Below are 22,557 nucleotides of genomic sequence, written 5' to 3' on the forward strand. Positions count from 1 at the left end.
GAACATATTAATGTTCGGGGCTTTTTTGTTTGTTAGTTTCGCTGGCTTTTAGTCGTTCACGACCTGAGCCAGCGACTTGCTTTATAAGCTAACCATCAGCATCTTTTTCTGGTGATCTAAGTACTCTTCATAAGTACCTTGGAAGCTCACTAGCTGTTGATCTTTTACATCGATGATGTGTGTTGCTAATGAAGAAACGAACTCTCGGTCATGGCTTACGAAGATAAGCGTGCCAGTGTAAACCTTCAACGCGTCGTTCAGGGCTTGGATTGCTTCCATGTCCATGTGGTTGGTTGGTTCGTCCATTACAAGCACGTTGATGTCTTGCATCATTAGCTTGCCGAATAACAGACGGTTCTTCTCACCACCAGAACAGTTACGCGCTTTTTTGTTCGCATCGTCAGCAGTAAACAATAGGCGACCTAGAATGCCACGTACCATAAGGTCATCGTGCTTCACTGTGCGCCATTGTGAGATCCAATCGAAGATGCTCAGGTCGTTATCAAAGTCAGACGTACTATCTTGTGGGCAGTAGCCTACAGATGCGTTTTCAGACCATTTTACGATACCTTCGTTTTGCTCTAGCTCTTGAACTAGGCAACGTAGCAGCGTGGTTTTACCTACACCGTTCTCACCGATAACCGCAAGACGAGTACCCGCTTCAAGCAGCAAGTTACCACCGGCAAACAATGTTTCGCCATCGAAGCCGTGACCAAGGTCTTGAAGTTCAAGCGCTTGACGGTGTAGTTTCTTACCTTCGCCAAAATCAATAGATGGGCTCATACGGCTCGATGATTTCACTTCATCAAGCGTGATCTTATCCATTTTCTTGGCACGAGAGCTTGCTTGTTTTGCTTTAGATGCGTTAGCACCAAAACGGTTTACGAAATCTTGAAGCTCGCTGATTTCAGCCGCTTTCTTAGCGTTGCTTGCTAAAAGCTGTTCACGAATCAAGCCAGATGCTTCTAGGAAGTACTCGTAGTTACCAGGGTAGACACGTAGCTCACCGTAGTCGATGTCTGCCATGTGTGTACACACAGAGTTCAGGAAGTGTCTATCGTGCGAAATGATGATCATTGTACATTTACGCTGGTTTAGCTCTTCAGCAAGCCAGTTGATCGTGTGAATGTCCAAGTTGTTGGTTGGTTCATCAAGAAGCAGGATATCTGGGTTTGCAAACAGAGCTTGTGCCAATAGCACACGCAGTTTCCAACCTGGAGCTACTTGCTGCATCAAGCCGAAATGGAACTCTTCTTCAATACCCGCTTGAATTAGGATGTCGCCAGCACGGCTTTCTGCTGTGTAGCCATCCATTTCCGCGAATTCACTTTCAAGTTCTGCGACTTTCATGCCGTCGTCTTCGCTCATTTCTGGCAAAGAGTAAATGCGGTCACGTTCTTGTTTTACTTCCCAAAGTTTTCTGTCGCCCATGATCACAACGTCGATAACGCTGTACTGTTCGAAAGCGAACTGATCTTGGCTTAGCACACCCAGTTTTTCTCCTGGAGTGATAGAAACGTTGCCCGAGCTTGGCGTTAATGCGCCACTTAGGATTTTCATGAACGTTGATTTGCCGCAACCATTAGCGCCGATCAAACCATAACGGTTGCCGTTACCAAATTTAGCAGAGATGTTTTCAAACAGCGGCTCTGCGCCAAATTGCATTGTGATGTTCGCGGTAGATATCAAAGAACTAATTCCTAAGCGTGTACTGACAGATAATTATTAGGCTATTTCAAGAACCTAAATAAGAAGTACGAAAGTATGGATTAAACAAAAATCGAAGCGCGGATTATATAGAGATCTCGATCACGTTGTCGAGGCTAAACAGTAAACGAATAGTAAACATAGACCATTTAGATGCTTTTCATACGTTATGGGGTGTAAATAAAAAAATCCCCACCAGCAGAACTGGTAGGGATTTCATTTATCAACACTAAAAGTCTTTTAAGCTCGTCACCTTTGAAACTATAGCTCTTCAAACGAAAAGCTTTGATGACGAGCAGAACTTGTTATTTAGTAATTTTCTTCTGAACGTATTTTTTGCTCACGTCGACAACCGCAACATCTCTAAAGAAGCTTCTACCCAACAGAAGTGGGAAAGAAAGATGCGTTCGGTCGGCTAGCGTAAATTCAGTTTTGTCTTTTAGATCGCCAATTTGAATCGAAGCTACAACCACAGCGCGTCGTTGTGTGCCTTCTGCGCTTGATTGCTTGATCTTAACCCAGCGTTCTACTGGTAAGCTGATCTCTTCAGTTGTAATTCCGTCGTGTTCAATCTTGAACTTAACCCAGTCTTTGCCGTCACGTTCAAAATCAACAATATCAACTGCACTGATTGAAGAGGTTGTTGCACCGGTATCGACACGTGCTTTAAACGCTTCTTTTAAACCAGGAACAAACACCCACTCTTCTTCACCAAGAATCAGTTTGCCGTCACTTGTTTTTCTAACCTTCTCTACTGGTTTTTCAACAGGTGCAGGTTTTACTTCCGGCTCAGTTGGTTTTACTTCTTCAGGCTTCTCAGTAGGTTCCGTTACTTTCTCGCCTTCTGTTGCGTCAGTTTTTGAAGAGTCATCCACAACAGGTTGTTCGATTTGAGGCTTTTGCTCTGGCTCAACAGGAGCTTGAGTTGTAGCCGAACAAGCAAACAGGCCACCACTTAGCATTAAAACTACAATCGCTTTCCAATTATACATTCAGTCACCTTCTATTTTGAAACGTTTGCTATCGCTTTTGCTACATAAGGAATATGAGATTCGGAAAGGCCTGCGATATTGATGCGTCCATCACCAACACCATAGACTCCATATTCTTCACGTAATTGATTCATTTGAGTTTCTTTAAAGCCTAGTACACTAAACATGCCTTTATGGCTTTCAATGAAGTCAAATTGTGACGTGTTATAAGTATTTCGCAATTCATCACATAAACTTTGGCGCAGATTTAACAAACGTTGCTGCATTTCACTCAATTCTTGCTTCCAAATCGAGGTTAGCTCTTGATTCTGAAGAATTGTTTTAACCAAAGCTGCACCATGATCTGGCGGCATTGTGTAAGTTGAACGAGCAAGCGTTAGAAGCTTACCTTTAGCATTGCCAACGTGTTCGCTGTTTTTGCCAATCACGATAGCGGCACCCGTTCTTTCACGGTATAAACCGAAGTTCTTCGAGCAAGATGTCGTAATCAACATCTCTTCGACGTTGTTAGCCATGTGTTGAAGACCTTTTGCGTCTTCTTCTAAGCCATCACCAAAGCCTTGGTAAGCAATATCAACGAACGGCAAGAAGCCATTTTTCTGCGATAGTTTGGTAATTTCCTGCCACGCCTCAAAGTCGATATCCGCACCCGTTGGGTTATGACAGCAACCGTGCAGTAGTACCACATCTGATGGACCCGCTTTTGAAAGGTCATCCAACATTCTTGCAGTATCAACTTGCTTCGTTTCAGGACTGAAGTAATTGTAATATCGAACTTTTAAGCCTGCCGCTTCCATCACCGGTTTGTGGTTAACGTAGCTTGGGTTTGAAATCCAAACCGTGGTGTCTGGTTGAGAAACTTTCATTAAGTCACCCAACATGCGAAGTGCACCACTTGCACCCGGTGTTTGAATCGCAGCAACGCGATCCATTGCAGAAGTCCCTTTAAGCAGCAGATCAACCATGCTCTGGTTGAACTCTTCACAGCCTGCTAGGCCAACGTAAGCTTTGGTTTTCTGCGTTTCAACAACGATATCTTGAGCCATAGAAACGGCTTTCATGATCGGAGTTTCGCCTTGATCGTTTTTGTAAACGCCAATGCCTAAGTCGACTTTATCAGTACGAGTATCGCCGCGGTAAGCAACAGAAAGAGATAGAATTGGATCTAAAGTTGGTTTTGGTAGATGTGAAAACATGAAAGTCACAACCCTTTGAAATTCAAGTAATGAGTTTCACGTTAACATTATCGTAGACAAATCAGAAACATTTTTTAATAGAAGCGCTTAGTTAGAATAAGTAAACAGAGATTGGTCATTTTACGTCACAAAACAGCGTAAATTTCGAACACTTTTAGTGCTTTATCAAAAGAGCAGTAGCTTGTTTAAGAAGTACCTTGTTGATTCTCAGCTAAATGCCTTGTTTGAATTGCCTTGGTGTCATGCCCGACCAAGCTTTAAATCGAGTACTAAAGTTCGCTGCATTCGGGTACCCCACGATCTCGCCAATATGTTGAATCGACCAATCACTCGATTTCAACAAACGAGCAGCGTATTCCATTCTCATACGCATAATATGAGTCATCGGGCTATGAGAGTAATAACGTTGGCACAAACGATGGAAGTGCGGCTCTGAACAAGGAAATAGGTTTGCTAGCTCATGCACATTCCACTCTTTATGAAGCTGCTTTTGAACACTGTCGAACACACGTCTCAAGCGAATCAAATTTCGAGACTGTTGCTGCGGGACTGGTGCATTAATCATGAACTCTATTTGGGCTACGCTGTGAATGGCAATCGCTCCGCCTAAATCAATGGGCAAGGCAATACTTCTCAGCAAGGTATGAATACAAGACGAGACGACTTCGGCTGCAGGAGAGAGCGTATAACTCACTTCATCATTGACGACATTATCCCAATGCTTATCAGGCGATAGAAAGATCCACGCTATCTGCCATGTTTCTTCTTCAATCCCAAAGCCATTCTCAACGCCTGCAGGCACAGTAATGCACGACCCCGGCTCTAGAATATAGCGACACGCCCCACTTTCTAACCACCCTTTGCCCCTAACCGTGTAAAGCAGCATGTGTTTCTGTGGATTCTTCCGATGGACAGAAAAGAAATCTCGGCACGACGCCGTCCCACACTGAACGATACCCAATTCTTCGAATGCCAATACATGGCTTTGATCGACAAACTCTTGGTGTGTCTGATCAGAGATCTCGTACCGTTCGTGTTTCTCACTCATTTCACTGGTCGCTCATTAGGTTTGCCTGCAATTAAATCGCCACTTTAGTCATTCGATAGTTTTGGAATAGATGATTTTGAAAACAGATCGTTTTGACAAATAGACAGCTTTTGAAAATAGATAGTTTGGCAAAAGTTTGTGATGAACCTGAACAATACAGCCTAAACAAATGCCGATAAACTTCTCGCATATTAACCACAGGGGAAATGCGATGCGCTCGACATATCTTCATCTAGACAAAGATTTTTGGCAAAAGCTTTTACACATCGGTTTGCCTGTATCGCTACAAACCATGTTGTTTTCATTACTCGGCGTGGTCGATATTTTTATGGTTAACCAACTGGGTGACTCTGCAACTGCGGCGGTTGGTGTGGGTAACCGCATATTTTTCTTCAACTTGATCATGGTATCCGGGATTAGCGGCGCTGTCAGTGTGCTAGCTTCGCAATATTTCGGTGCGGGAGATTTCAACGGAATTAGACGCACATTAGCACAGTCATGGGCATTGTCTGTCTTTACCATCATCCCCTTTGTGTTGATTTATACATTGGCTCCTGAATCAGTCGTGTCTGTGGTGGCCTCAGACCCTGATTACGTCCGCTTGGCAACGGATTACCTTTGGATAACAGGAGCCAGCCTTTTTGGTACCGCGATCGTAGTGCCCTTAGAAAGCGCACTGCGATCGGTCGGCGAAGCCAAGCTACCCACCAAGATCAGTATTTGGGCAATCATCGTTAATGCGATTCTCAATGCATTGTTGATCTTTGGTTTGTTTGAATTTCCAGAACTGGGCGTAGTTGGTGCGGCTATTGGCACCACGGTGTCTCGATTCTTTCAGACGATAGCGCTGCTTATCATGGCGAAGAAACACTACGCGCATCTATTCCCGACATTAAGTAATTGGCGAGAAGCGATATTACCGAAGCATAGAAAGAAGTACTTCACGATAGCAATACCTATGTTGGTTCATGACACAGCATGGGCGGGCGGGATTCTTATTTATAACGTGATAGTTGGGCAAATGGGTGTTGGAGAGCTTGCGATCATTTCGCTGTTATCGCCAGTAGAAAGTATCTTGATCTCGGCGTTCATGGGGTTTGCGGTCGCCGCTTCGATCATTCTAGGCAACGAGATCGGCGCGAAGAACTATCAACGTGTTGAGAACACCGCATGGGGTTATGTATTGGTCAGCTGTGGGCTTGCGGCTATATTAGCCTTGGTGTGTTGGTTTGCTAAACCCGCGATCGTATACATGATCGGCCTTACTCACTTAGAGCTCAAAGAGACAGCCGTTAACGTCACCTTAGTCATGGCACTCGGCATGATACTAAGAGTCTTCAATATGGTTGGTATTGGTGGCGTGCTGAAAAGTGGTGGAGACATCAACTACAGTATCTTCATCGACCTGTTTGGCCAATGGGCAATCGGCATTCCCCTTGCTTACTTTACTGCGCTGGTGTTGGGTTGGCCGCTAGAATGGGTTTTGATGATTGTGTTACTGGAGGAGTTAGCGAAGATCGCTTTAACTAGCCAGCGAATTCACTCTAAGAAATGGATCAACAATCTAATCGACGAGCCTGAGCACATTCCTATATAAACAGGCGATAGATTCAAAGAACTCACACCCAAGGGCTGATTTGTAGCATTGCGCTAACGATGAAGCCCTTTTTCGTTTACGAGTGTGCAAAGTCACGACAGCAGTTATATATCAGTAAATCGATGGATGATTTGGTTTGTACTACCACGCCAATCCAACATTGGATCCGCTTTATCTTGCTCAAAACGACCATCAATCAAAGTATCAACATATTCAAGTACTTGCCTCTGCTTTTCGTCGAGTTCGTCGAGCTCGTAGCCCGTCCACATCCAGATGTCTTTGCCTTCACATTCTGCTTTTACACGCTGAACAAGCTTAAGCACTTCAGACACGTTTGCAGGATGCAAAGGATCACCACCAGAAAGCGACAAGCCACGACGCTTAATTCGCGGATCATTGAGATCAGCGATAATGTGGTCTTGCAGTTCTTGAGTAAACAAATGCCCAGAGTCCAACCTTTGCGTCGATTGGTTATAACACCCGCGACACTGGTGTACACAACCCGACACAAACAAAGTGCAGCGTGTTCCAGGGCCATTTACAACGTCGATTGGGTGATATTGGTGATAATTCATAAGGCAGTATTGAAAACTCGTGATTACGTAATAGTTTGAGAAGATGTGTTGTAAAAGCTGAAACGAAAGAATTGGTATCGACATAACGCCGATACCAATCATATTTCTTGAAACGTAGCTCTTCTAAATAAGCTAGCTAATAATCTTAGAGCTTACTAAAGATGCTTCACTCGGCGTTTAACTTCTTCTTGCTTACCGAAGTTAAATGGTCGTGCATCTGGGCTACCAAGGTAACCACAAACACGGCGTGTTACCGATACTTTGGTTGAGTCGTGGTTGCCACACTTAGGACACGTAAAGCCCTTACTAGTACAGTCAAATTCACCGTTGTAACCACATTCGTAGCACTCATCAATCGGCGTATTTGTACCGTAGTAAGGAACACGTGTGTAGCTGTAGTCCCATACGTTTTCTAGTGCTTCGATGTTCTTCTGCATGTTCGGGAACTCACCGTAACAGATGAAACCACCACTAGAGATTTCAGGATAAGGCATCTCAAAATCGATCTTGTCGTATGGGTTCACTTTCTTCTGCACGTCTAAGTGAAAGCTGTTGGTGTAATAACCACGGTCTGTTACGCCATCAATCACACCAAACTCTTTGGTGTCGATGCTGCAGAAACGACTACATAGGTTTTCACTTGGTGTGCCGTATAGGCTGAATGCATAACCTGTCTCTTTCGTCCAAGATTCTACTTCACGCTTCATGTACTCCACTAGCTCAAGCGCTTTAGCACGCATTTCGCCGTCGTCGTACAAGTGAACGTCTGTGCCGTAAAGCGCAGTCATTGCTTCGTGGATACCGATGTAACCAAGAGAAACAGACGCACGGCCGTTCTTGAAGATGTCTGCAATAGAGTCGTCTGCTTTCAAGCGAACGCCACACGCACCTTCCATGTATAGGATTGGAGCAACACGCGCTTTCACGTTTTCTAGACGAGAAATACGAGTTTCTAATGCACGACGAGCCAGCTTGAGTTTATCATCAAGCAGTTCGTAGAACTTAGCCATATCTTGTTTTGCGTTAATCGCAATACGTGGCAAGTTCAAGCTAACAACACCTAAGTTGTTACGGCCTTCGTGAATCAACTCACCATTTTCTTCGTAAGTATTCAAGAAGCTACGACAACCCATAGGAGTTTTAAATGACCCTGTCACTTCTACTACTTTGTCGTAGTTAAGAATGTCTGGGTACATACGCTTAGACGCACACTCTAGCGCTAATTGCTTGATGTCGTAGTTTGGATCTTGCTTCTGGTGGTTCAAACCATCTTTGATCGCAAATACCAGTTTAGGGAACACGGCTGTTTTACGGTTCTTACCCAAACCTGCAATGCGATTTTTCAAGATTGATTGCTGAATCAATTTCGAGCCCCAGCTTTCACCTAAACCAAAACCAAACGTCACGAATGGTGTTTGACCATTAGCGGTGTGCAGCGTGTTTACTTCGTACTCCAGAGATTGGAACGCGTCGTAACACTCTTTCTCTGTGCGAGAGATAGCAAAAGCTTCTGGGCTATGAATGTCCCACTCTTTCGCTAGCGATAAGTGCTTCTCGTAGCTCGCCATAACGTAAGGTTCAAGAACCTCATCGATGCGGTTAATCGTTGTGCCGCCGTAGATGTGACTCGCCACTTGCGCGATGATCTGCGCGGTTACCGCTGTCGCCGTAGAAATAGACTTAGGTGTGTCGATTTCCGCGTTACCCATCTTGAAGCCATGCGTTAACATGCCTTTCAGATCGATAAGCATGCAGTTAAACATTGGGAAGAACGGTGCGTAGTCTAGATCGTGGTAGTGAATATCACCACATTCGTGAGCATGTACGATATCACGTGGCAAAATGTGAGTTTTCGCATAGTGTTTAGCCACGATACCCGCCAGCAGGTCACGCTGAGTTGGGATTACTTTGCCATCTTTGTTCGCGTTTTCATTGATTAGATCAACGTTGCTTTCTTCGATCAAACCTTCGATCTCACGAGTTAAAGCGCTTTGCTTCTCACGGGCGATGTCGCGGTCATGACGATATTCAATGTAGGCACGAGCCAGAGACTTGTATGGTCCCTGCATTAGCTCGTTCTCGACCATGGTTTGAATTTCAGAGATATGAACTTCATCGTAGTCTTCGAGCTTCAACTCAACTGCTAATGCCACATTCAGTGCATAAATAGCAATTTCCTTATCGGCTTTGTCTGATGCTGCTTCCACTGCAGCTTGGATGCGATCTCTACTGAATGGAGCTCTTGAGCCATCACGCTTGATTACGATTGATTTCACCACTTCTCCTTACTCTTGAGGTATTCACAGACTTATCCACAAACACACTATATAGAGCGATTTATCGTTTAACTAACACTAGATATTGTGGCGTATTTAACGAGAACCACCAACTTTGAGTATTGATTTGGATCAATAAAAAGAGAACGCTGACTAAGATCAATTCAATATTATTACGCTAGTTCTCAAGACGAAAAGAAACAATGTAACAATAAAAAAACTCCTAAAAAGAGTTGAATTTTTGGTAAGTGTTGTAGGATAACGGCTCATCAATATTGGCAGACAAAATTAGGGATATTTGGCATGAAACGACTTCAAAACTGGATAATGTTAGGCTGCTTACTCAGTAGCCAGACATTTGCTGAACCTTTGACCATATCCAGTTGGAATATCGAATGGTTATCAACCAACGAGGCTGTGAATAAGTTTTCTGACAAACGTGATCAAGCTGATTTCGACAAACTCGCAACTTATTTTCAATCCTTAGACGCAGACGTGGTTGCGTTTCAAGAAGTCGATAACGTAAATGCCATTCAGCGTGTGGCTGGTGATCAATACAAGATATTGATGTCTGACCGGGCGCTATCTAAGAACAGCAACCGCCAATTTAAAGAAGTGAACCAATACACGGGATTTGCAGTTCGTAAAGGAGTAGCCCTCACCGACTACGCTGACTTTCCGCTTGAAACCACATCCAACAGTAAACTTAGGTTTGCCAGCTATATCGTTGTAGAAACAAACTTTAAACCCATTCACATGTTGTCTGTGCATTTAAAGGCAGGTTGTAGCGGAGCGTATAAGTCCAACCGCGATTGCTCTCGTTTAAAAGAGCAAGCTCAGCAACTGAACAAGTGGATAAAGCAAAGAGAGCGCAATAACGAAGACTACGCCATTCTTGGCGACTTTAACCATAACCTCGCTTACTCACGAGATTGGATGTGGAAAGAGTTATCACAATATACTGATGCGCAGTTAGCGACACGAAAGACCCGTGCAGATTGTAAGGTACGCTCTAACCGCAACAATTATCGCACACATCAGTTCCGCTCTGTTATTGATCATATTGTGGTGAGTGAGTCGCTAAATGCTTCTCCTGCAAAGCAGAAGGTATTTGAAACACAAGATGTTCTGGACTACAAACTCAGCGACCACTGTCCAGTTTCAACGACTATTAAATAGTAGATTTTAGATAACAGCAGATTGTAGATAACTGAAAATAATAGAAACAATAAATATAGAAAGAGGCTGACTGACTTTCGTGCTGAAAGCGAGTCAACCTCTATGCTTGGTCAGCTCAGAACGGATAACGTCAAAGCCAATGTAATCAGCTATAAGCTTGCTACTAACACGTTTTGTTCATACGATCCGCCAGCCACATTCCCACCAGCATGCTTATCATAAACACCCACACCGTCGGGTTGCCGCCACTTAGGCTGGTTACCGCAGGGCCTGGGCAAAAGCCTGCAATCCCCCAGCCTAAGCCAAACGCTGTAGATCCAAGAATCAGCTTTCTGTCTATCAACGGATTGTTACGGCTATCTAACGGCTCGCCATTGATGGCTTTAGCGCGCTTTTTAATGACCAGATGATAAAACGGTGCAAAGACCAATAGCGCGCCACCCATGACGAATGCCAAACTAATGTCCCAGTTACCGGTAATGTCTAAGAAGCCGAGTACCTTCTCAGGATCAACCATCCCTGAGATGATCATGCCAGAGCCAAAAAGAATACCTGCGACCAAACCGATAACGATAGTAAATGAAGCGTTTTTCATTATGCCCCCAAGCCAGTCAGATTCTTGATAAACACGGTTACGATTGCCACACCCATAAATACACAGGTCGCAACAATAGAACGTTTAGATAAACGCGCCATTCCGACAATGCCATGCCCGCTAGTACAACCGTTCGCTGTTTTAGTACCAAAGCCCACCAGAAGGCCAGCAATAATCACTAAAGCGAGATTCATCTCTTCTAACTGCGGAAGTTGGTAGCCCGTCGGAATTAATAGCCAACCACTTGCGACCATTCCCACAACAAAGGCGATACGCCAGTGTTTTTCGGTGTTTGCTGTATCCGCATCTTTACGTTCTTTGTTGCTGGTGCCAGTTGGCAATAATCGGCTGACAATGCCACTAACGCCAGCAACTCGACCAATCCCCAACATTAAAACAATGGCCGACACGCCTAACAACATGCCGCCGAAAAAAGCATCCCAAGGAATCAAACTAAGCACAAACCTCTCCTATCCACAAACATCATAAACTCATAACAACCTATAAATTAGATTTTACTAATAAATATAAATTAGTCAATGCTAATGTACTGCGAGTATGTGTCGTTTTGTAAGTCTGGAATTAACAAGCGCCCTGCATGAAAAAAGCCCCTAGGTGTTAACCTAAGGGCTTAAGATTTATTCTGTCTTTGGTAAAGAACAGCTATTTGACCTTGTTCTTCTCAGCAATCCATTGCGACATGTACTTAGTGCTCGCCATACTATGGTGCTTAAGCATTGAACCAAAGAAATTATTCAGTCGATGCGCATCAAGCTCAGAACCTAGCGCAGTCAGTCGCTCGATCAATTTGTCGCCCAGTTGATTCTGTTCATAGTGCGCTTCAAGAATTGAATGACATTGGCTTTGAGCTTTAAGCCATTTCTTTTCATCTTTATAAAGAGCGACAGCTTGTTCAACAAACTCATCAATATCATCTGACACTGCGCCCGGCCATTGCAGTTCACCTTGCGGTAGCATGCCTTCACTGCCGATCTCGCTGGTTACATTCGGAGTTTGCAGCTTCATCGCATCAAGTAACTTGCCTTTAATGCCAGCGCCAAAACGTAATGGCGCAACACAAACACGTGCATCTTCCATCACTTCTTGAGCGTCTTTCGCCCAACCTTTGATATGGAAGCCAGTTTTAGGGTTATGCAAAGCGGTTGCTTTTGGCGGCGGATACGATCCATAAATATGAAGTTCAGTGTCAGGTAACTGTTTACGAATCTTCGGCCAAATCTTCTGTAGCTGAAGTACGGCATCCCAGTTCGGTGCGTGTCTAAAGTTGCCTATCGTCATGAAATGCTTACGTTCTTCAAAGCTTTTCGTGCTTTCAGGAAGCGTATTAAGATCAACCATGAACGGCAGATGATGAAGCAGTTTGGGATCGATATTGAACTCAGATTGAAGCAGTTCCATCTCGTAACTTGAAATGATCAACGAAAGATCACAGCGCAAAATCGCGGCAATTTCACGTTTAGCCAAGTCACTGTACAGGTGCTCTTTCGTTAACTCTGTCTCTTTCTTAACAGCTTCATGTCGAGCATTGCGTAGGAATTGTAAATCTTCAGTATCCAGTAGCTTAAAGGCATTGGGACATACCTTCTCGACGCGCCAGCCGAATTGCTCTTCCATCATAAAACGGTCAAACATCACAACATCGGGCTGCAGCTCTTCAATGTAATCGTCAAAGCTATCGCAATTTAACTGTATAGATTGGCTTGTGATGCCCTCTTCAGAGAGATCAATCATGTGCTCGGTTTCTTGAGCGGGTGTTGCAAATTCAACTGACCAACCTTGTCTCTTAAATAGACGTAAAAGAGACATCATATGGCTGCCAGCCGCCGATGAATTCGGTTCTGGCCAAACGTAGCCAATTGCTAAAACTTTCTTCAAAATACTTCCTAAGAAATAACAAAAGGGCCACAGAAGCCCCTAATAAAACGTTAATCGAGTTATGCCGCTGATAATAATGGTTCTAAGAACTCAGCGATCAGATTCGTTCACCTACATTGCGAGCTATCATAAGCACTTCATCGGCTGAGTAAAAGTTTGAAATCGTGGTTTCGACTTGAGCGCCCAATGTCGACTGATAGAGCTTTTGTGCAAAGTTATCTGCTCTGGTGGTCACTAATACATGTTTTAGTGTCGAGCCCTGCTCTGATAGCTTCTGCTTCACTTGAGGCAAAGAGTCTAGAATCAGCTTTTTGCCCAATCCTTGCCCCTGAGCACTCGGTAACACAGCAAGTTGTTCTAGCTCCAAAACAGCTTCAGGCCTAAACCCACTCTTTTGAACCCAAATAATGTAGCCGACAATCTCGCCATCGCTTTCAGCAACAAAGTTAAGAAAGCGTGGCGCAGCATTTAAGTTACATTGTAACCAATTTTTTGAGTTTTGCTGTCGAACAAAAGTAGCTTGGTGAACTAAAGCCGCTCCATCGAGGTCGGCTTCTGTCATAAAACGAACTTGCGCCATGCTGCTACTCATTCTCAGAATTAGGACGCGTTTTACACTGTAAAATGGCTCTCTCTAGAAGTTCTAATGCCGAGCTATCTGCTTCTGGAAGCTTAGCGTCCGATTGACCTAACGGATCAACACGGCTACCCCACTTAATATGGCCTGCCCCCCAAGTTAAACCGGCACCGAATGCCGCCACAAGGATGTTTGAGTTCGGTTTAACAAAGCCTTGCTCTAACGATTCACACAATGCAATTGGCACAGTCGCAGCCGACGTGTTGCCATAGTTTTGAATGTTCACAAACGCTTTCTCACGTTCAATGCCCGCCATATCACACAGAGTTTGAATAATTCGGATGTTCGCTTGGTGCGGAATCACAACATCGATGTTTTCAGTTGAGATGCCAGTGCGACTCAATACTGTATGTGCTGCAGCGCCCATTCCTTTCACTGCACGCTTGAAGATCTCTTTACCAACGAAATCAAAATCCCAGTAACCGTTATCAGCAGCAAAGCGGTCCATAGACGTACCGAATTTTGGTACTGCTAGAATGTCACGGCCCTCTGCGTCACAACCGATTTGAGCTTCTTGTAAACCCACTTGTTCTTCAGTACGCGATAAAACCACAGCGCCAGCGCCATCACCGAATAGAACCGCAGTATCACGCTTGGTCCAGTCGATGAAGAATGAAAGACGCTCTGCACCCACAACGATCGCATTGCGGTAGTTGCCCGCTTGAATCAATCGAGTTGCTGTTTCAACACCGTAGATAAAGCCTGTACACGCTGCATTAAGGTCAAAAGCTGCTGCGCTCTTGATGCCTAAGTTCTGTTGAACTTTAGACGCGGTATTTGGAATAAGAGAGTCTGGACTGCACGTCGCTACGATCACAAGATCGATATCTTCGGCTGTTAAACCAGCACACGCCATTGCATGTTGAGCAGCAACGGTCGCTAGCTCAGAGGTATTTACATGACTGATACGACGATTTTCGATACCAGTTCGAGTACGAATCCACTCGTCAGACGTATCAATGAAAGTGCTTAAATCATCATTGGATAGCACGGCTGGTGGCAGACACTTTCCCCAGCCCGTAATTTCAGCGTAAAATTTTGTCATCATTTACCTGTTTATTGTTTGTTTTTATTTGAGTATCTTATTCTTGTTTTAAACAGTATAAGCGTTCCGTACATGATTCGTAAATCGCGTTAGGCACGGAGACGCAATAAAAAGAGAAAGTTATGTCTACATTCAACACACGTTGCCCTTCTTGCGGTGGCGTAAACCGAGTTCCTTCAGAAAGAATTTCAGAAAGCCCTACTTGTGGTAAGTGCAAAAACGCACTTCTAGACGGTGCACCAATCGAAGGTACGTCACTGAATTTCCAATCAATTTTGAACAGTTCACAGCCTGTCGTTGTCGATTTTTGGGCGACATGGTGCAACCCATGTGTAGGTTTCGCACCTGTGTTCAGCGATGTCGCTAAAGAGCGCGCTGGCGATGTTCGATTTGTTAAAATTGATACCGAAGCTCAACAGCAACTGGCGGCTATGTATCAAATCAGAAGCATCCCAACGGTGATGGTGTTCAAGAACGGTCAACGTGTTGATACGATTAACGGTGCACTGCCAAAAGGTCAATTTGATCAGTGGCTTAATCAAGCACTAACTAAGTAATACTATTGGTTAAGCTATTGATTTAGCATTACTTAATTCTAAGTAAGCACACAAAAATAGGTTAGAGAGTCTTACCAAATCAAGACTATCTAACCTACTGTTTTATTTATGGTTATCACTTAACTTCTTGAATAAAACTACAGCTTCGCCTTTCGCTTGAATATTAGATTCTTGCTTGCCAAACCCGTATTGCTGTTTGATTTGATCTGCGACTTTCTCAGCAATCATAATGGTTGGTGCATTGGTGTTTGCCCCAATCAGTGTCGGCATCACAGAAGCATCAATGACTCTCAAATTATCCAATCCATAAACTTTGAGATCTTTATCTACCACAGCTAAAGAATCGCTACTAGGTCCCATTTTACAGGTCCCGATCGGGTGATACTGAGTGTCTGCACGATTGCGAATATCTTGCTCGATAGCCTTGTCATCACTGGCGTCCACAGGGTAGAAAGCATTGCCTCGGATATCATCAAACGCGGAACTCTCTAACATTTGATACTGCTTCTTCCAGCCCTTAATCATGATCTCCATGTCTTCAGGATGACTGAAAAACGCAGGATCGATCTTAGGCGGATCATAGGGATCATTACTATTGAGCATTACGGTGCCGTAGCTCTTCGGTCGCAATAAGGTGACATGAGAGGTAAAGCCATGACTGGTATGAATTTTTCTAGCATGGTCATCTACAACAGCGACCACAAATACAAACTCTAAATCCGGTACAGCGATATGATCTTCGGAACAGAGAAAGCCTATTCCCTCTGCAAAATTACTGCTCATTTTACCGCGGCGTTCTTTGTGCCATAGTGGTAAGGCTTTGGTCATTTCAGAGGCCATTTGCAGCGAGATACCAAAAGTTTCACGCTTTTCACTGCATTTATACGAATGTACTAAGTCGATATGATCTTGAAGGTTCTTGCCCACTCCAGGTAATTCATGAACCTGTTCGATTCCATGTGTCTCTAGTTCAGTTTGAGCACCGACACCAGACAGTAACAGCAATTGGGGAGAACCAAACGCGCCAGCGGAAAGAATCACTTCTTTGTTGCATCGTATCTGATAACGCTTTCCGCTAGAACCATATTCAACACCAATCGCCTTCTTGCCTTCAAACAAAACCTTATGTGTGGTGGCTTTAGTCACGACCGTGAGATTCGATCGTGAAAGGTTTGGCGTTAAGTAAGCCTTGGCAGCACTGCATCGTTCACCATTCAGCTGTGTTACCTGCGTCGGCATCGCCCCAAACTGAGCAGCGCCGTTAATATCCTCATTGCGAGGTACACCTATCGATTCACACGCCGTTAAATAACGTTCCAACATAGGGCTTGGCGATCTAAGATTGGCCACATTAAGAGGACCACCTTGGCCATGGAGCTCATCTTGGTGGACTTCGTTGTTTTCTGCTTTCTTAAAGTAAGGCAAACAGGATTCATAGTTCCAGCCAGCATTGCCCAAGCTTTCCCATCTATCGTAGTCATAGCGATGTCCACGAGCGTACATCATGGCATTGATAGAGCTAGAACCGCCAAGTGTCTTACCTCTAGGCTGATAGCCTTTACGACCGTTCAAACCCGGCTGTTCAACCGTTTCGAATGCCCAATTATTGAGTTTGGTTGGCATCATCGCCACCACGCCAACGGGTGTGTGAATGAATGGGCTGGTGTCTTTACCACCCGCTTCTAACAAGCAAACCGTCACATCAGGATCTTCCGACAGCCGAGAAGCCATCACACACCCAGCTGAACCACCGCCAACAATAATAAAATCATAACTATCCATTTGCCACCTCCGCTATTTCTAGTGGGTGTAACTCACGCTTCAAGATTTTTCCGGTTGCTGTCATGGGTAAGGCTTTACGAATGAATACCTTACGCGGGTATTTGTAGTCGGCGAGTTGCTCACGACACCATGCTATCAAGGCGGCACTATCACATTGCGTATGTTCGTGAAGAACCACATGCGCGTGGATCTCCTCGCCTAAATGTTCATGATGCTCGCCTACCACCGCGACCATTTCGACATCGGGGTGACACATCAACACTTCTTCGACTTCACGTGGATAAACGTTGTACCCACCACGAATAATCATGTCTTTAACACGGTCAACAATGAACAAATTGCCATGCTCATCGACGCGACCGATATCTCCCGTTAAGAACCAACCATCACGAATAGATTCAGCTGTCGCCTCTGGCCTTTGATAATAGCCTTTCATCACACTTGGGCTTTTAATGCAGACTTCGCCGAGTTCACCCATAGCGACAGAGTTGCCTTGTATATCAGTAATCTTGATGAGGTGGCCACATAAAGGCTGACCGACACTACCCGATAAACGATCGCCATCAATATGATTAAAGGTCGCAACCGGCGCCGTTTCCGAGAGCCCATAACCTTCTAAGACTGGTAATTCAAAACGAGATTCAAACTGTCGTATAACCTCAAGCGGCATAGAAGCACCGCCAGAAACACCTAACCTCAAGCTGTGTTTAACCTGTTCAGAGCGTTTGCTTGTGTTTTCTAAACTATCAGAAGACTCTTCTCCCGCCTTTAATAGCGCGATATACATAGTAGGAACACCCGCAAACACGCTGACTTTATGGCTAATGATCTGTTCAATAACCAATGACGGTTCAAAACGAGGAATCAACACCATGGTGGACCCTGTTAGCACACTCGCGTTCATCATGACCGTCTGACCGAAGCTATGGAATAAAGGCAGTGTGGCCATTGTGGTGTCGCTGTATTCCAATCGCATTAGATACTGTGACGACATCGCGTTGGTTTGCATGTTGGTGTGGGAAAGCTCAGCCCCTTTTGGTTGACCCGTCGTGCCAGAGGTATAAAGGATCACAGCGGTATCATCGCCATGACAAGCCACAGACTCAAAAGGAGTAAAAGGTTGTGCCAACCAATCAGCGATTGATTCATGCTCCTCATTACTTTCTAAAGTAGTGTCTGTGTTTGTTGGGATAGGCATCTCGACAAAGTGTTCACAGTGGTTTGCCTGCTCAAAACCTTGTAAACCATAGCGACCAATGGGAAGCTCTTCACTGCCGTCAAAACATAAATAGGCCTTCGCGTTAGAGTCATTAAGGTGATAAGCGATCTCTCTGGCCTTGAATAGCACGTTCAAAGGCACGACTACACAACCCGCTTTTAGAATCCCGTAATAGGCTATCGGAAAGTAAGTCACGTTCGGGCATGACAACGCTACCTTATCTCCGTTCTGCAACCCAAGTCTTTTCAAGTTAGCAGCCACGTTTCCAGAAAGTTGTTCTAACTGAGAAAAACTGATTTCATCCGATCCCATACGCAGAGCGGCTTTAGTTGGAAAAAGCGAAGCGCTACGCTCCAAATTAACAGCAAGATTGTGCATCCATGATCTCCTTGTGCGGCTTAGACCTGTTTGTGACGGTCACCGTAGACGTTCTAATCGTTGTAATAAGTCTCTTTCTTGTCATCACGAGCCTGCACATTGGTGTGTCATGTAGATAAGAGTCGTTATTGAGCAAAATGTTTGAGACGCTCCAATGTGCAGCCCAATAAATTACAACATTTCGATAACATTTCGAACAGGTTTCAAAAAGACAAAAACCGGTGATATTCGGACACAGCCTGCGCTAGCCCAATAAAACCTTGCACACATAAACCAAAATTTGGAACAAGCTTGCGAAAGTGAGAACAAGCAACAGGCGTAAATGTTAAAAGTTCGGTTAAGATATCGATATTCAGCAAGAGGCAGCTTATGGAATACACCGCAGTTTACGAACCCGACATGCAAGCATTCGGCATTCTGGATCTTCAGTTGCTGCATCGTTACCTGTCGCCTGTTCTCAGTATCGAAGAGTTGCTCGAAGGAAGTAACATCGATGCTCTCCAACTCAACACACCCGATACACACATCACTTTGGCGCAAAAGCTTGCTGTGTTCAGTAATGCGTTAGCGAATTCCAACGAAGACGGATTGGGGCTTAAAGTTGGCCAACAAGCGAGGTTCAGCGATTTCGGCGTGCTCGGTTATGCGGTGTTTAGCAGCGAAACACTACTCGATGCCTTTTTAATCGGGTTTAAGTATCTGCAACTTGCTGGCCCTGTCCTCAGGAAAACCATGTCTGTAGAAGACAACATTGGTTACTTTCGCGCAGAGCAACTTATCGAACTCGATTCTTTACTGCCCTTTTGTTGTGAATACTGGTTCTCGGCGATACACAGTTTGTGCGAAGAGGTCTTACAGCAGCCCTTTCCTTCTCAAGTGATCCGCTTCCCCTATCCAAAACCTGAATACGGCGATCTATACACAGAGATTTTCCGCTGCCCGGTTGAATTCAATAGTGACCGGCTTGAATGGGAGTTCGACGCAACCACCTTGTATTCATCTCTTCCTACCGCCAACCCCATCACTTTACAGATGTGCTTAAAATCGTGTGATGACATGTTGGCAAAAGTCAGTGCACCCAGTAGCCTCAAAGAGAAAGTCTCTCAGATGCTGATTGAAAGGCCAGGATGTTACCCTTCTATAGAATCCATTTCTTCAGAACTGGGCATGTCTTCTCGAACTCTGCGTCGTCACCTGAAAGCAGCCGATACCAGCTACCAGAAGATACTGGACCACGTTCGTTTTCACCTTTCTCGACACTACCTTTCTTCAACTCAAATGAGCATTGAAGAGATATCTGAGCGCGTTGGGTTTTCAGACAGCGCTAACTTTCGACATGCCTTTCGTAAGTGGAGTGGAAGCTCGCCACGTCAATACCGTAAAGAAACGGTCTAACACTTAAAATCCCACTCAATCCAAATCATAAAAAGACAATCACGCTGCAATCTTTTTCTAAATTAAACCACCAATGAACAACGGCTTAACGACTTTTTGCCCGCATAAAATCTCGCCAAACCACCAAATATCGCAACCGTATTTTAGTTTAGTTGGTCGATAAATTTCTTTTATCTTAACGACCATTTTTATTTGTTTTACCCAATTCAGTTTCTCCCCCATAGTCGCGGAAAATTCATCGTTTCTTTTACTATCAGAGGCTCCTGCATTGGACAACATCCAACCAACAACTCGCATAACTGTTCCTGTTATTGCATTGTCTTTTTACGCGATCGCTTCAGGCTACTTAATGAGTTCATTACCATTAATGCTGTCTGAGTATGGCTTAGACAAAGATCTATCGAGTTGGTTGGCGAGTGCATTCTATGCAGGTCTACTGGCTGGTACATTATTGATTGAACGTGCCATTGCGCGTGTTGGCCACAAAGATGCGTTCGTCATCGCATTGAGTGTGTTCATCGCAACGATCCTTGTATTGCCATTGATCCCACACCAAGCAGTATGGCTACTAGCTCGCTTTGTGGCTGGTGTGGTGGTTGCAGGTATCTTCGTGATTGTAGAGTCTTGGCTAATGAGCGGCGACGAGTCACAACGCGCAAAACGTCTCGCTATCTACATGTGTTCACTGTACGGCGGTTCTGCAGTTGGTCAGCTTGGTATCGGTTACCTAGGTATTACTGGTGGCGTACCTTTCATCGCAATGTTCACCCTTCTGTTTGGTGCGATCATTGTGCTGATGTACGGACAAGCAACTCCACCACAGATCCACGATGCGCAATCTTTGTCTTTAAAGCAGATCAGCAAATTAAGCCACAGCGCGCTAATTGGCTGCATTGTTTCCGGATTAACGCTAGGTGCGATTTACGGCTTGATGCCAGTTGAACTTGCTCAACGTAACATTGCACACGAAGACATTGGTGGTTTGATGGCTTTGGTTATCATGGGTGGTATGGCTGTACAGCCGATGGTGACTTGGTTATCTCACCACGTAGGACAAGTGTTATTAATGGCTTTGTTCTGCCTGCTAGGGGTTGCAAGCATTGGTGTGCTGACTATCAATCACGATTTCTACGTACTAGGCATGAGCTTGTTCGTATTAGGCATGGCCACATTTGCGCTATACCCAATCGCGATTAACTTAGGTTGCCGTAACCTTGACCCAAGCTACTTGGTGTCAGTGACTCAAATCATGCTACTTTGCTACAGCATCGGTTCTGTTGCGGGACCAATCGTTGCAGACAGCTTTATGGATTCACAAGCAGGATTGTTCACTTACCTATTCGCGTCTCTACTTGCTACAACGATCTACATGTTGATTGCTAGCCTAAAGCGCTCTCACCTACAGATTGCAGGCGAGTAAGCTTAAATAGACAGACACTAGATGCGTGTCATTAGGGCTCCGAGTTCAGACTTTATGTCTAAGCGAAGGGCCCTTTTCAACTCATGCCTATATGTAACCTTCTTCTCCCACACTTCTCATTTCATCGTGCAAGGCTAACCAAGAAGTCGATGGCTCTTTCGATATTGACTGGGTGACAAACCGAAATGCTTTTTGAAACGATGCGAAAAGTTATAAGGATCTTTGTAGCCTAAGCGATTAGCAATCATAGAAACTGACCAATCTTGATATTTCAGTAGACTGGTGGCTTTGTCCATGCGTAATTGAATCAATTTACTGCGTGGTGAGAGGTTGAATAGCGTCTTGGTGACTCTATTGAGTTGCTCTTCACTGATGAACACTCTTTCAGCCATCCCTGCCACTGTCCATGGCTGATGCAGACTACTTTCAATTTCGTTATAGAGCGCTTGAACACGTGCAGTGGTGCTGGTCGACTTAGGCTCAAACCCCGTCAATGTTCGGATAATTTCACTCAAGAGTAACTTACGGTAACTGGCTCTACCGCCTATCTCAAAGTAAACCAAGTTCATTAATGACCAGATCTGCTCACACTCTCCAAAAGGCACAATCCCCTGTCCTAAACTTGCTATGTGCTGCCATTGCTTGGTGTCAGGCGTCAGCATCCACGCCATTTTCCAATAATTATATTGAGGATCGAGTTCAAAACGAAATGGGGTTTCAGCAGGAAGCACCACGAGTGTATAAGGCGTAATCGCTTTGACCGATGCTGCGGTTGTTAGAATCCCGCCACCTTCCATAGTGAAAATCAACGTATGAACATTAACGGATTCGCGCTCAACCCAGTAGCCATCATATAGCTTCGCCATGCCGCCCATATAGACACCAAAGCTTTTCATCTCTGGAATATCTTCAACGGTCAAAAAACGTTCTTTGCACTGTTCAGCGAGAAAAACATCATCATGCCAAGTTGATTTTGGTCTCATTGAATCAATGACGGATTCGCACAGGTTTTGTTGTTTTTTAAACATGTTGTTACTTCGCTCAAATCACTATAGTTCTGCCA

At 44.6% G+C, this 22,557-nt stretch carries 20 protein-coding genes; 5 read left to right on the forward strand and 15 right to left on the reverse strand.

Going from position 1 to position 22,557, the window contains the following annotated elements; all coding sequences use genetic code 11:
- Positions 1–81 precede the first annotated feature (81 nt).
- From AB6D58_RS14960 to AB6D58_RS14975, 4 genes are all read right to left on the reverse strand, one after another.
- Positions 82–1,689, reverse strand: coding sequence for an ABC-F family ATPase (locus tag AB6D58_RS14960; protein WP_080582218.1), 1,608 nt, complete (start codon positions 1,687–1,689; stop codon positions 82–84).
- A gap of 323 nt (positions 1,690–2,012) precedes the next feature.
- Positions 2,013–2,699 (reverse strand): ATP-dependent zinc protease, encoded by a 687-nt coding sequence (locus AB6D58_RS14965; protein WP_017069095.1) that lies wholly within the window; start codon positions 2,697–2,699, stop codon positions 2,013–2,015.
- 11 nt (positions 2,700–2,710) lie between these two features.
- Entirely contained in the window at positions 2,711–3,895 is a 1,185-nt protein-coding gene (locus AB6D58_RS14970) for an amino acid aminotransferase (protein WP_017060118.1), read from the reverse strand.
- A 211-nt stretch (positions 3,896–4,106) separates the two neighbouring features.
- Entirely contained in the window at positions 4,107–4,943 is an 837-nt protein-coding gene (locus AB6D58_RS14975; protein ID WP_017070518.1) for an AraC family transcriptional regulator, read from the reverse strand.
- Positions 4,944–5,112: 169 nt separating this feature from the next.
- Here AB6D58_RS14975 and AB6D58_RS14980 point away from each other — a divergent pair, with 169 nt between their 5' ends.
- Entirely contained in the window at positions 5,113–6,540 is a 1,428-nt protein-coding gene (locus tag AB6D58_RS14980; RefSeq protein WP_372157662.1) for an MATE family efflux transporter, read from the forward strand.
- A 104-nt stretch (positions 6,541–6,644) separates the two neighbouring features.
- Here AB6D58_RS14980 and nrdG read toward each other — a convergent pair whose 3' ends face one another.
- Together nrdG and nrdD are read right to left on the reverse strand one after the other, a co-directional pair.
- The gene (nrdG, locus tag AB6D58_RS14985; RefSeq protein WP_372157663.1) at positions 6,645–7,115 is read right to left on the reverse strand and encodes an anaerobic ribonucleoside-triphosphate reductase-activating protein; all 471 of its coding nucleotides are present in this window, start codon (positions 7,113–7,115) and stop codon (positions 6,645–6,647) included.
- A 155-nt stretch (positions 7,116–7,270) separates the two neighbouring features.
- On the reverse strand, positions 7,271–9,391 hold the full coding sequence (gene nrdD, locus AB6D58_RS14990; RefSeq protein WP_017064570.1) for an anaerobic ribonucleoside-triphosphate reductase: 2,121 nt from the start codon (positions 9,389–9,391) through the stop codon (positions 7,271–7,273).
- 303 nt (positions 9,392–9,694) lie between these two features.
- Here nrdD and AB6D58_RS14995 point away from each other — a divergent pair, with 303 nt between their 5' ends.
- Entirely contained in the window at positions 9,695–10,570 is an 876-nt protein-coding gene (locus AB6D58_RS14995; RefSeq protein WP_017064569.1) for an endonuclease/exonuclease/phosphatase family protein, read from the forward strand.
- Between the two features lie 163 nt (positions 10,571–10,733).
- On the opposite strand, the gene AB6D58_RS15000 is transcribed toward AB6D58_RS14995, so the two are convergent.
- The 5 genes from AB6D58_RS15000 to AB6D58_RS15020 all read right to left on the reverse strand — a co-directional run bounded on the left by AB6D58_RS15000 (position 10,734) and on the right by AB6D58_RS15020 (position 14,743).
- Positions 10,734–11,165: a YeeE/YedE family protein gene (locus AB6D58_RS15000; RefSeq protein WP_016787649.1), complete on the reverse strand. Its 432-nt coding sequence runs from the start codon at positions 11,163–11,165 to the stop codon at positions 10,734–10,736.
- On the reverse strand, positions 11,165–11,626 hold the full coding sequence (locus AB6D58_RS15005; protein WP_372157664.1) for a YeeE/YedE family protein: 462 nt from the start codon (positions 11,624–11,626) through the stop codon (positions 11,165–11,167). The genes AB6D58_RS15000 and AB6D58_RS15005 overlap by 1 nt, the downstream gene beginning before the upstream one ends.
- Positions 11,627–11,828: 202 nt before the next feature.
- Positions 11,829–13,061, reverse strand: a complete 1,233-nt coding sequence (locus AB6D58_RS15010) for a glycosyltransferase (RefSeq protein WP_372152705.1) — start codon at positions 13,059–13,061, stop codon at positions 11,829–11,831.
- A 97-nt stretch (positions 13,062–13,158) separates the two neighbouring features.
- Positions 13,159–13,623 (reverse strand): GNAT family N-acetyltransferase, encoded by a 465-nt coding sequence (locus tag AB6D58_RS15015; RefSeq protein WP_029235379.1) that lies wholly within the window; start codon positions 13,621–13,623, stop codon positions 13,159–13,161.
- Positions 13,624–13,645: 22 nt separating this feature from the next.
- On the reverse strand, positions 13,646–14,743 hold the full coding sequence (locus AB6D58_RS15020; RefSeq protein ID WP_372157686.1) for a ketoacyl-ACP synthase III: 1,098 nt from the start codon (positions 14,741–14,743) through the stop codon (positions 13,646–13,648).
- A 122-nt stretch (positions 14,744–14,865) separates the two neighbouring features.
- Between AB6D58_RS15020 and trxC the strand changes: the two genes are divergently transcribed.
- A complete protein-coding gene (trxC, locus tag AB6D58_RS15025) occupies positions 14,866–15,300 on the forward strand; it encodes a thioredoxin TrxC (protein ID WP_017060125.1) in 435 nt (144 codons plus the stop codon).
- Between the two features lie 102 nt (positions 15,301–15,402).
- Here the strand turns inward: trxC and AB6D58_RS15030 are convergent, their stop codons facing one another.
- On the reverse strand, positions 15,403–17,082 hold the full coding sequence (locus AB6D58_RS15030; protein ID WP_372157667.1) for a GMC family oxidoreductase: 1,680 nt from the start codon (positions 17,080–17,082) through the stop codon (positions 15,403–15,405).
- Complete coding sequence (locus AB6D58_RS15035) at positions 17,075–18,679, reverse strand: long-chain fatty acid--CoA ligase (protein ID WP_372157669.1); 1,605 nt, start codon at positions 18,677–18,679, stop codon at positions 17,075–17,077. Before AB6D58_RS15035 ends, AB6D58_RS15030 begins: the two co-directional genes overlap by 8 nt.
- 369 nt (positions 18,680–19,048) lie before the next feature.
- On the opposite strand from AB6D58_RS15035, the gene AB6D58_RS15040 reads away from it, so the two are divergent.
- Entirely contained in the window at positions 19,049–20,074 is a 1,026-nt protein-coding gene (locus AB6D58_RS15040) for an AraC family transcriptional regulator (protein WP_372058714.1), read from the forward strand.
- Between the two features lie 57 nt (positions 20,075–20,131).
- Here AB6D58_RS15040 and AB6D58_RS15045 read toward each other — a convergent pair whose 3' ends face one another.
- Positions 20,132–20,371, reverse strand: coding sequence for a hypothetical protein (locus AB6D58_RS15045; RefSeq protein WP_017060129.1), 240 nt, complete (start codon positions 20,369–20,371; stop codon positions 20,132–20,134).
- Between AB6D58_RS15045 and AB6D58_RS15050 the strand changes: the two genes are divergently transcribed.
- Positions 20,343–21,494, forward strand: coding sequence for an MFS transporter (locus tag AB6D58_RS15050; protein WP_372058712.1), 1,152 nt, complete (start codon positions 20,343–20,345; stop codon positions 21,492–21,494). The genes AB6D58_RS15045 and AB6D58_RS15050 overlap by 29 nt on opposite strands.
- Before the next feature lie 134 nt (positions 21,495–21,628).
- Here AB6D58_RS15050 and AB6D58_RS15055 read toward each other — a convergent pair whose 3' ends face one another.
- On the reverse strand, positions 21,629–22,522 hold the full coding sequence (locus AB6D58_RS15055; RefSeq protein WP_372157671.1) for a helix-turn-helix transcriptional regulator: 894 nt from the start codon (positions 22,520–22,522) through the stop codon (positions 21,629–21,631).
- Positions 22,523–22,557 lie beyond the last annotated feature (35 nt).

Source organism: Vibrio sp. 10N.239.312.D08 (assembly GCF_041466145.1).
GTDB lineage: Bacteria > Pseudomonadota > Gammaproteobacteria > Enterobacterales > Vibrionaceae > Vibrio > Vibrio crassostreae_C.

Excerpts from the sequence above, each read along its gene's own strand:
- trxC (WP_017060125.1), top strand. The coding sequence starts at position 14,866 with ATGTCTACATTCAACACACGTTGCCCTTCTTGCGGTGGCGTAAACCGA.
- AB6D58_RS15015 (WP_029235379.1), bottom strand. The coding sequence starts at position 13,623 with ATGACAGAAGCCGACCTCGATGGAGCGGCTTTAGTTCACCAAGCTACT.
- AB6D58_RS15000 (WP_016787649.1), bottom strand. The coding sequence starts at position 11,165 with ATGAAAAACGCTTCATTTACTATCGTTATCGGTTTGGTCGCAGGTATT.
- AB6D58_RS15055 (WP_372157671.1), bottom strand. The coding sequence starts at position 22,522 with ATGTTTAAAAAACAACAAAACCTGTGCGAATCCGTCATTGATTCAATG.
- AB6D58_RS15040 (WP_372058714.1), top strand. The coding sequence starts at position 19,049 with ATGGAATACACCGCAGTTTACGAACCCGACATGCAAGCATTCGGCATT.
- AB6D58_RS14965 (WP_017069095.1), bottom strand. The coding sequence starts at position 2,699 with ATGTATAATTGGAAAGCGATTGTAGTTTTAATGCTAAGTGGTGGCCTG.
- AB6D58_RS15045 (WP_017060129.1), bottom strand. The coding sequence starts at position 20,371 with ATGCGAGTTGTTGGTTGGATGTTGTCCAATGCAGGAGCCTCTGATAGT.
- AB6D58_RS15035 (WP_372157669.1), bottom strand. The coding sequence starts at position 18,679 with ATGCACAATCTTGCTGTTAATTTGGAGCGTAGCGCTTCGCTTTTTCCA.
- AB6D58_RS14980 (WP_372157662.1), top strand. The coding sequence starts at position 5,113 with ATGCCGATAAACTTCTCGCATATTAACCACAGGGGAAATGCGATGCGC.
- AB6D58_RS14995 (WP_017064569.1), top strand. The coding sequence starts at position 9,695 with ATGAAACGACTTCAAAACTGGATAATGTTAGGCTGCTTACTCAGTAGC.
- AB6D58_RS15020 (WP_372157686.1), bottom strand. The coding sequence starts at position 14,743 with ATGACAAAATTTTACGCTGAAATTACGGGCTGGGGAAAGTGTCTGCCA.
- AB6D58_RS14975 (WP_017070518.1), bottom strand. The coding sequence starts at position 4,943 with ATGAGTGAGAAACACGAACGGTACGAGATCTCTGATCAGACACACCAA.
- nrdG (WP_372157663.1), bottom strand. The coding sequence starts at position 7,115 with ATGAATTATCACCAATATCACCCAATCGACGTTGTAAATGGCCCTGGA.
- AB6D58_RS14970 (WP_017060118.1), bottom strand. The coding sequence starts at position 3,895 with ATGTTTTCACATCTACCAAAACCAACTTTAGATCCAATTCTATCTCTT.
- AB6D58_RS15030 (WP_372157667.1), bottom strand. The coding sequence starts at position 17,082 with ATGGATAGTTATGATTTTATTATTGTTGGCGGTGGTTCAGCTGGGTGT.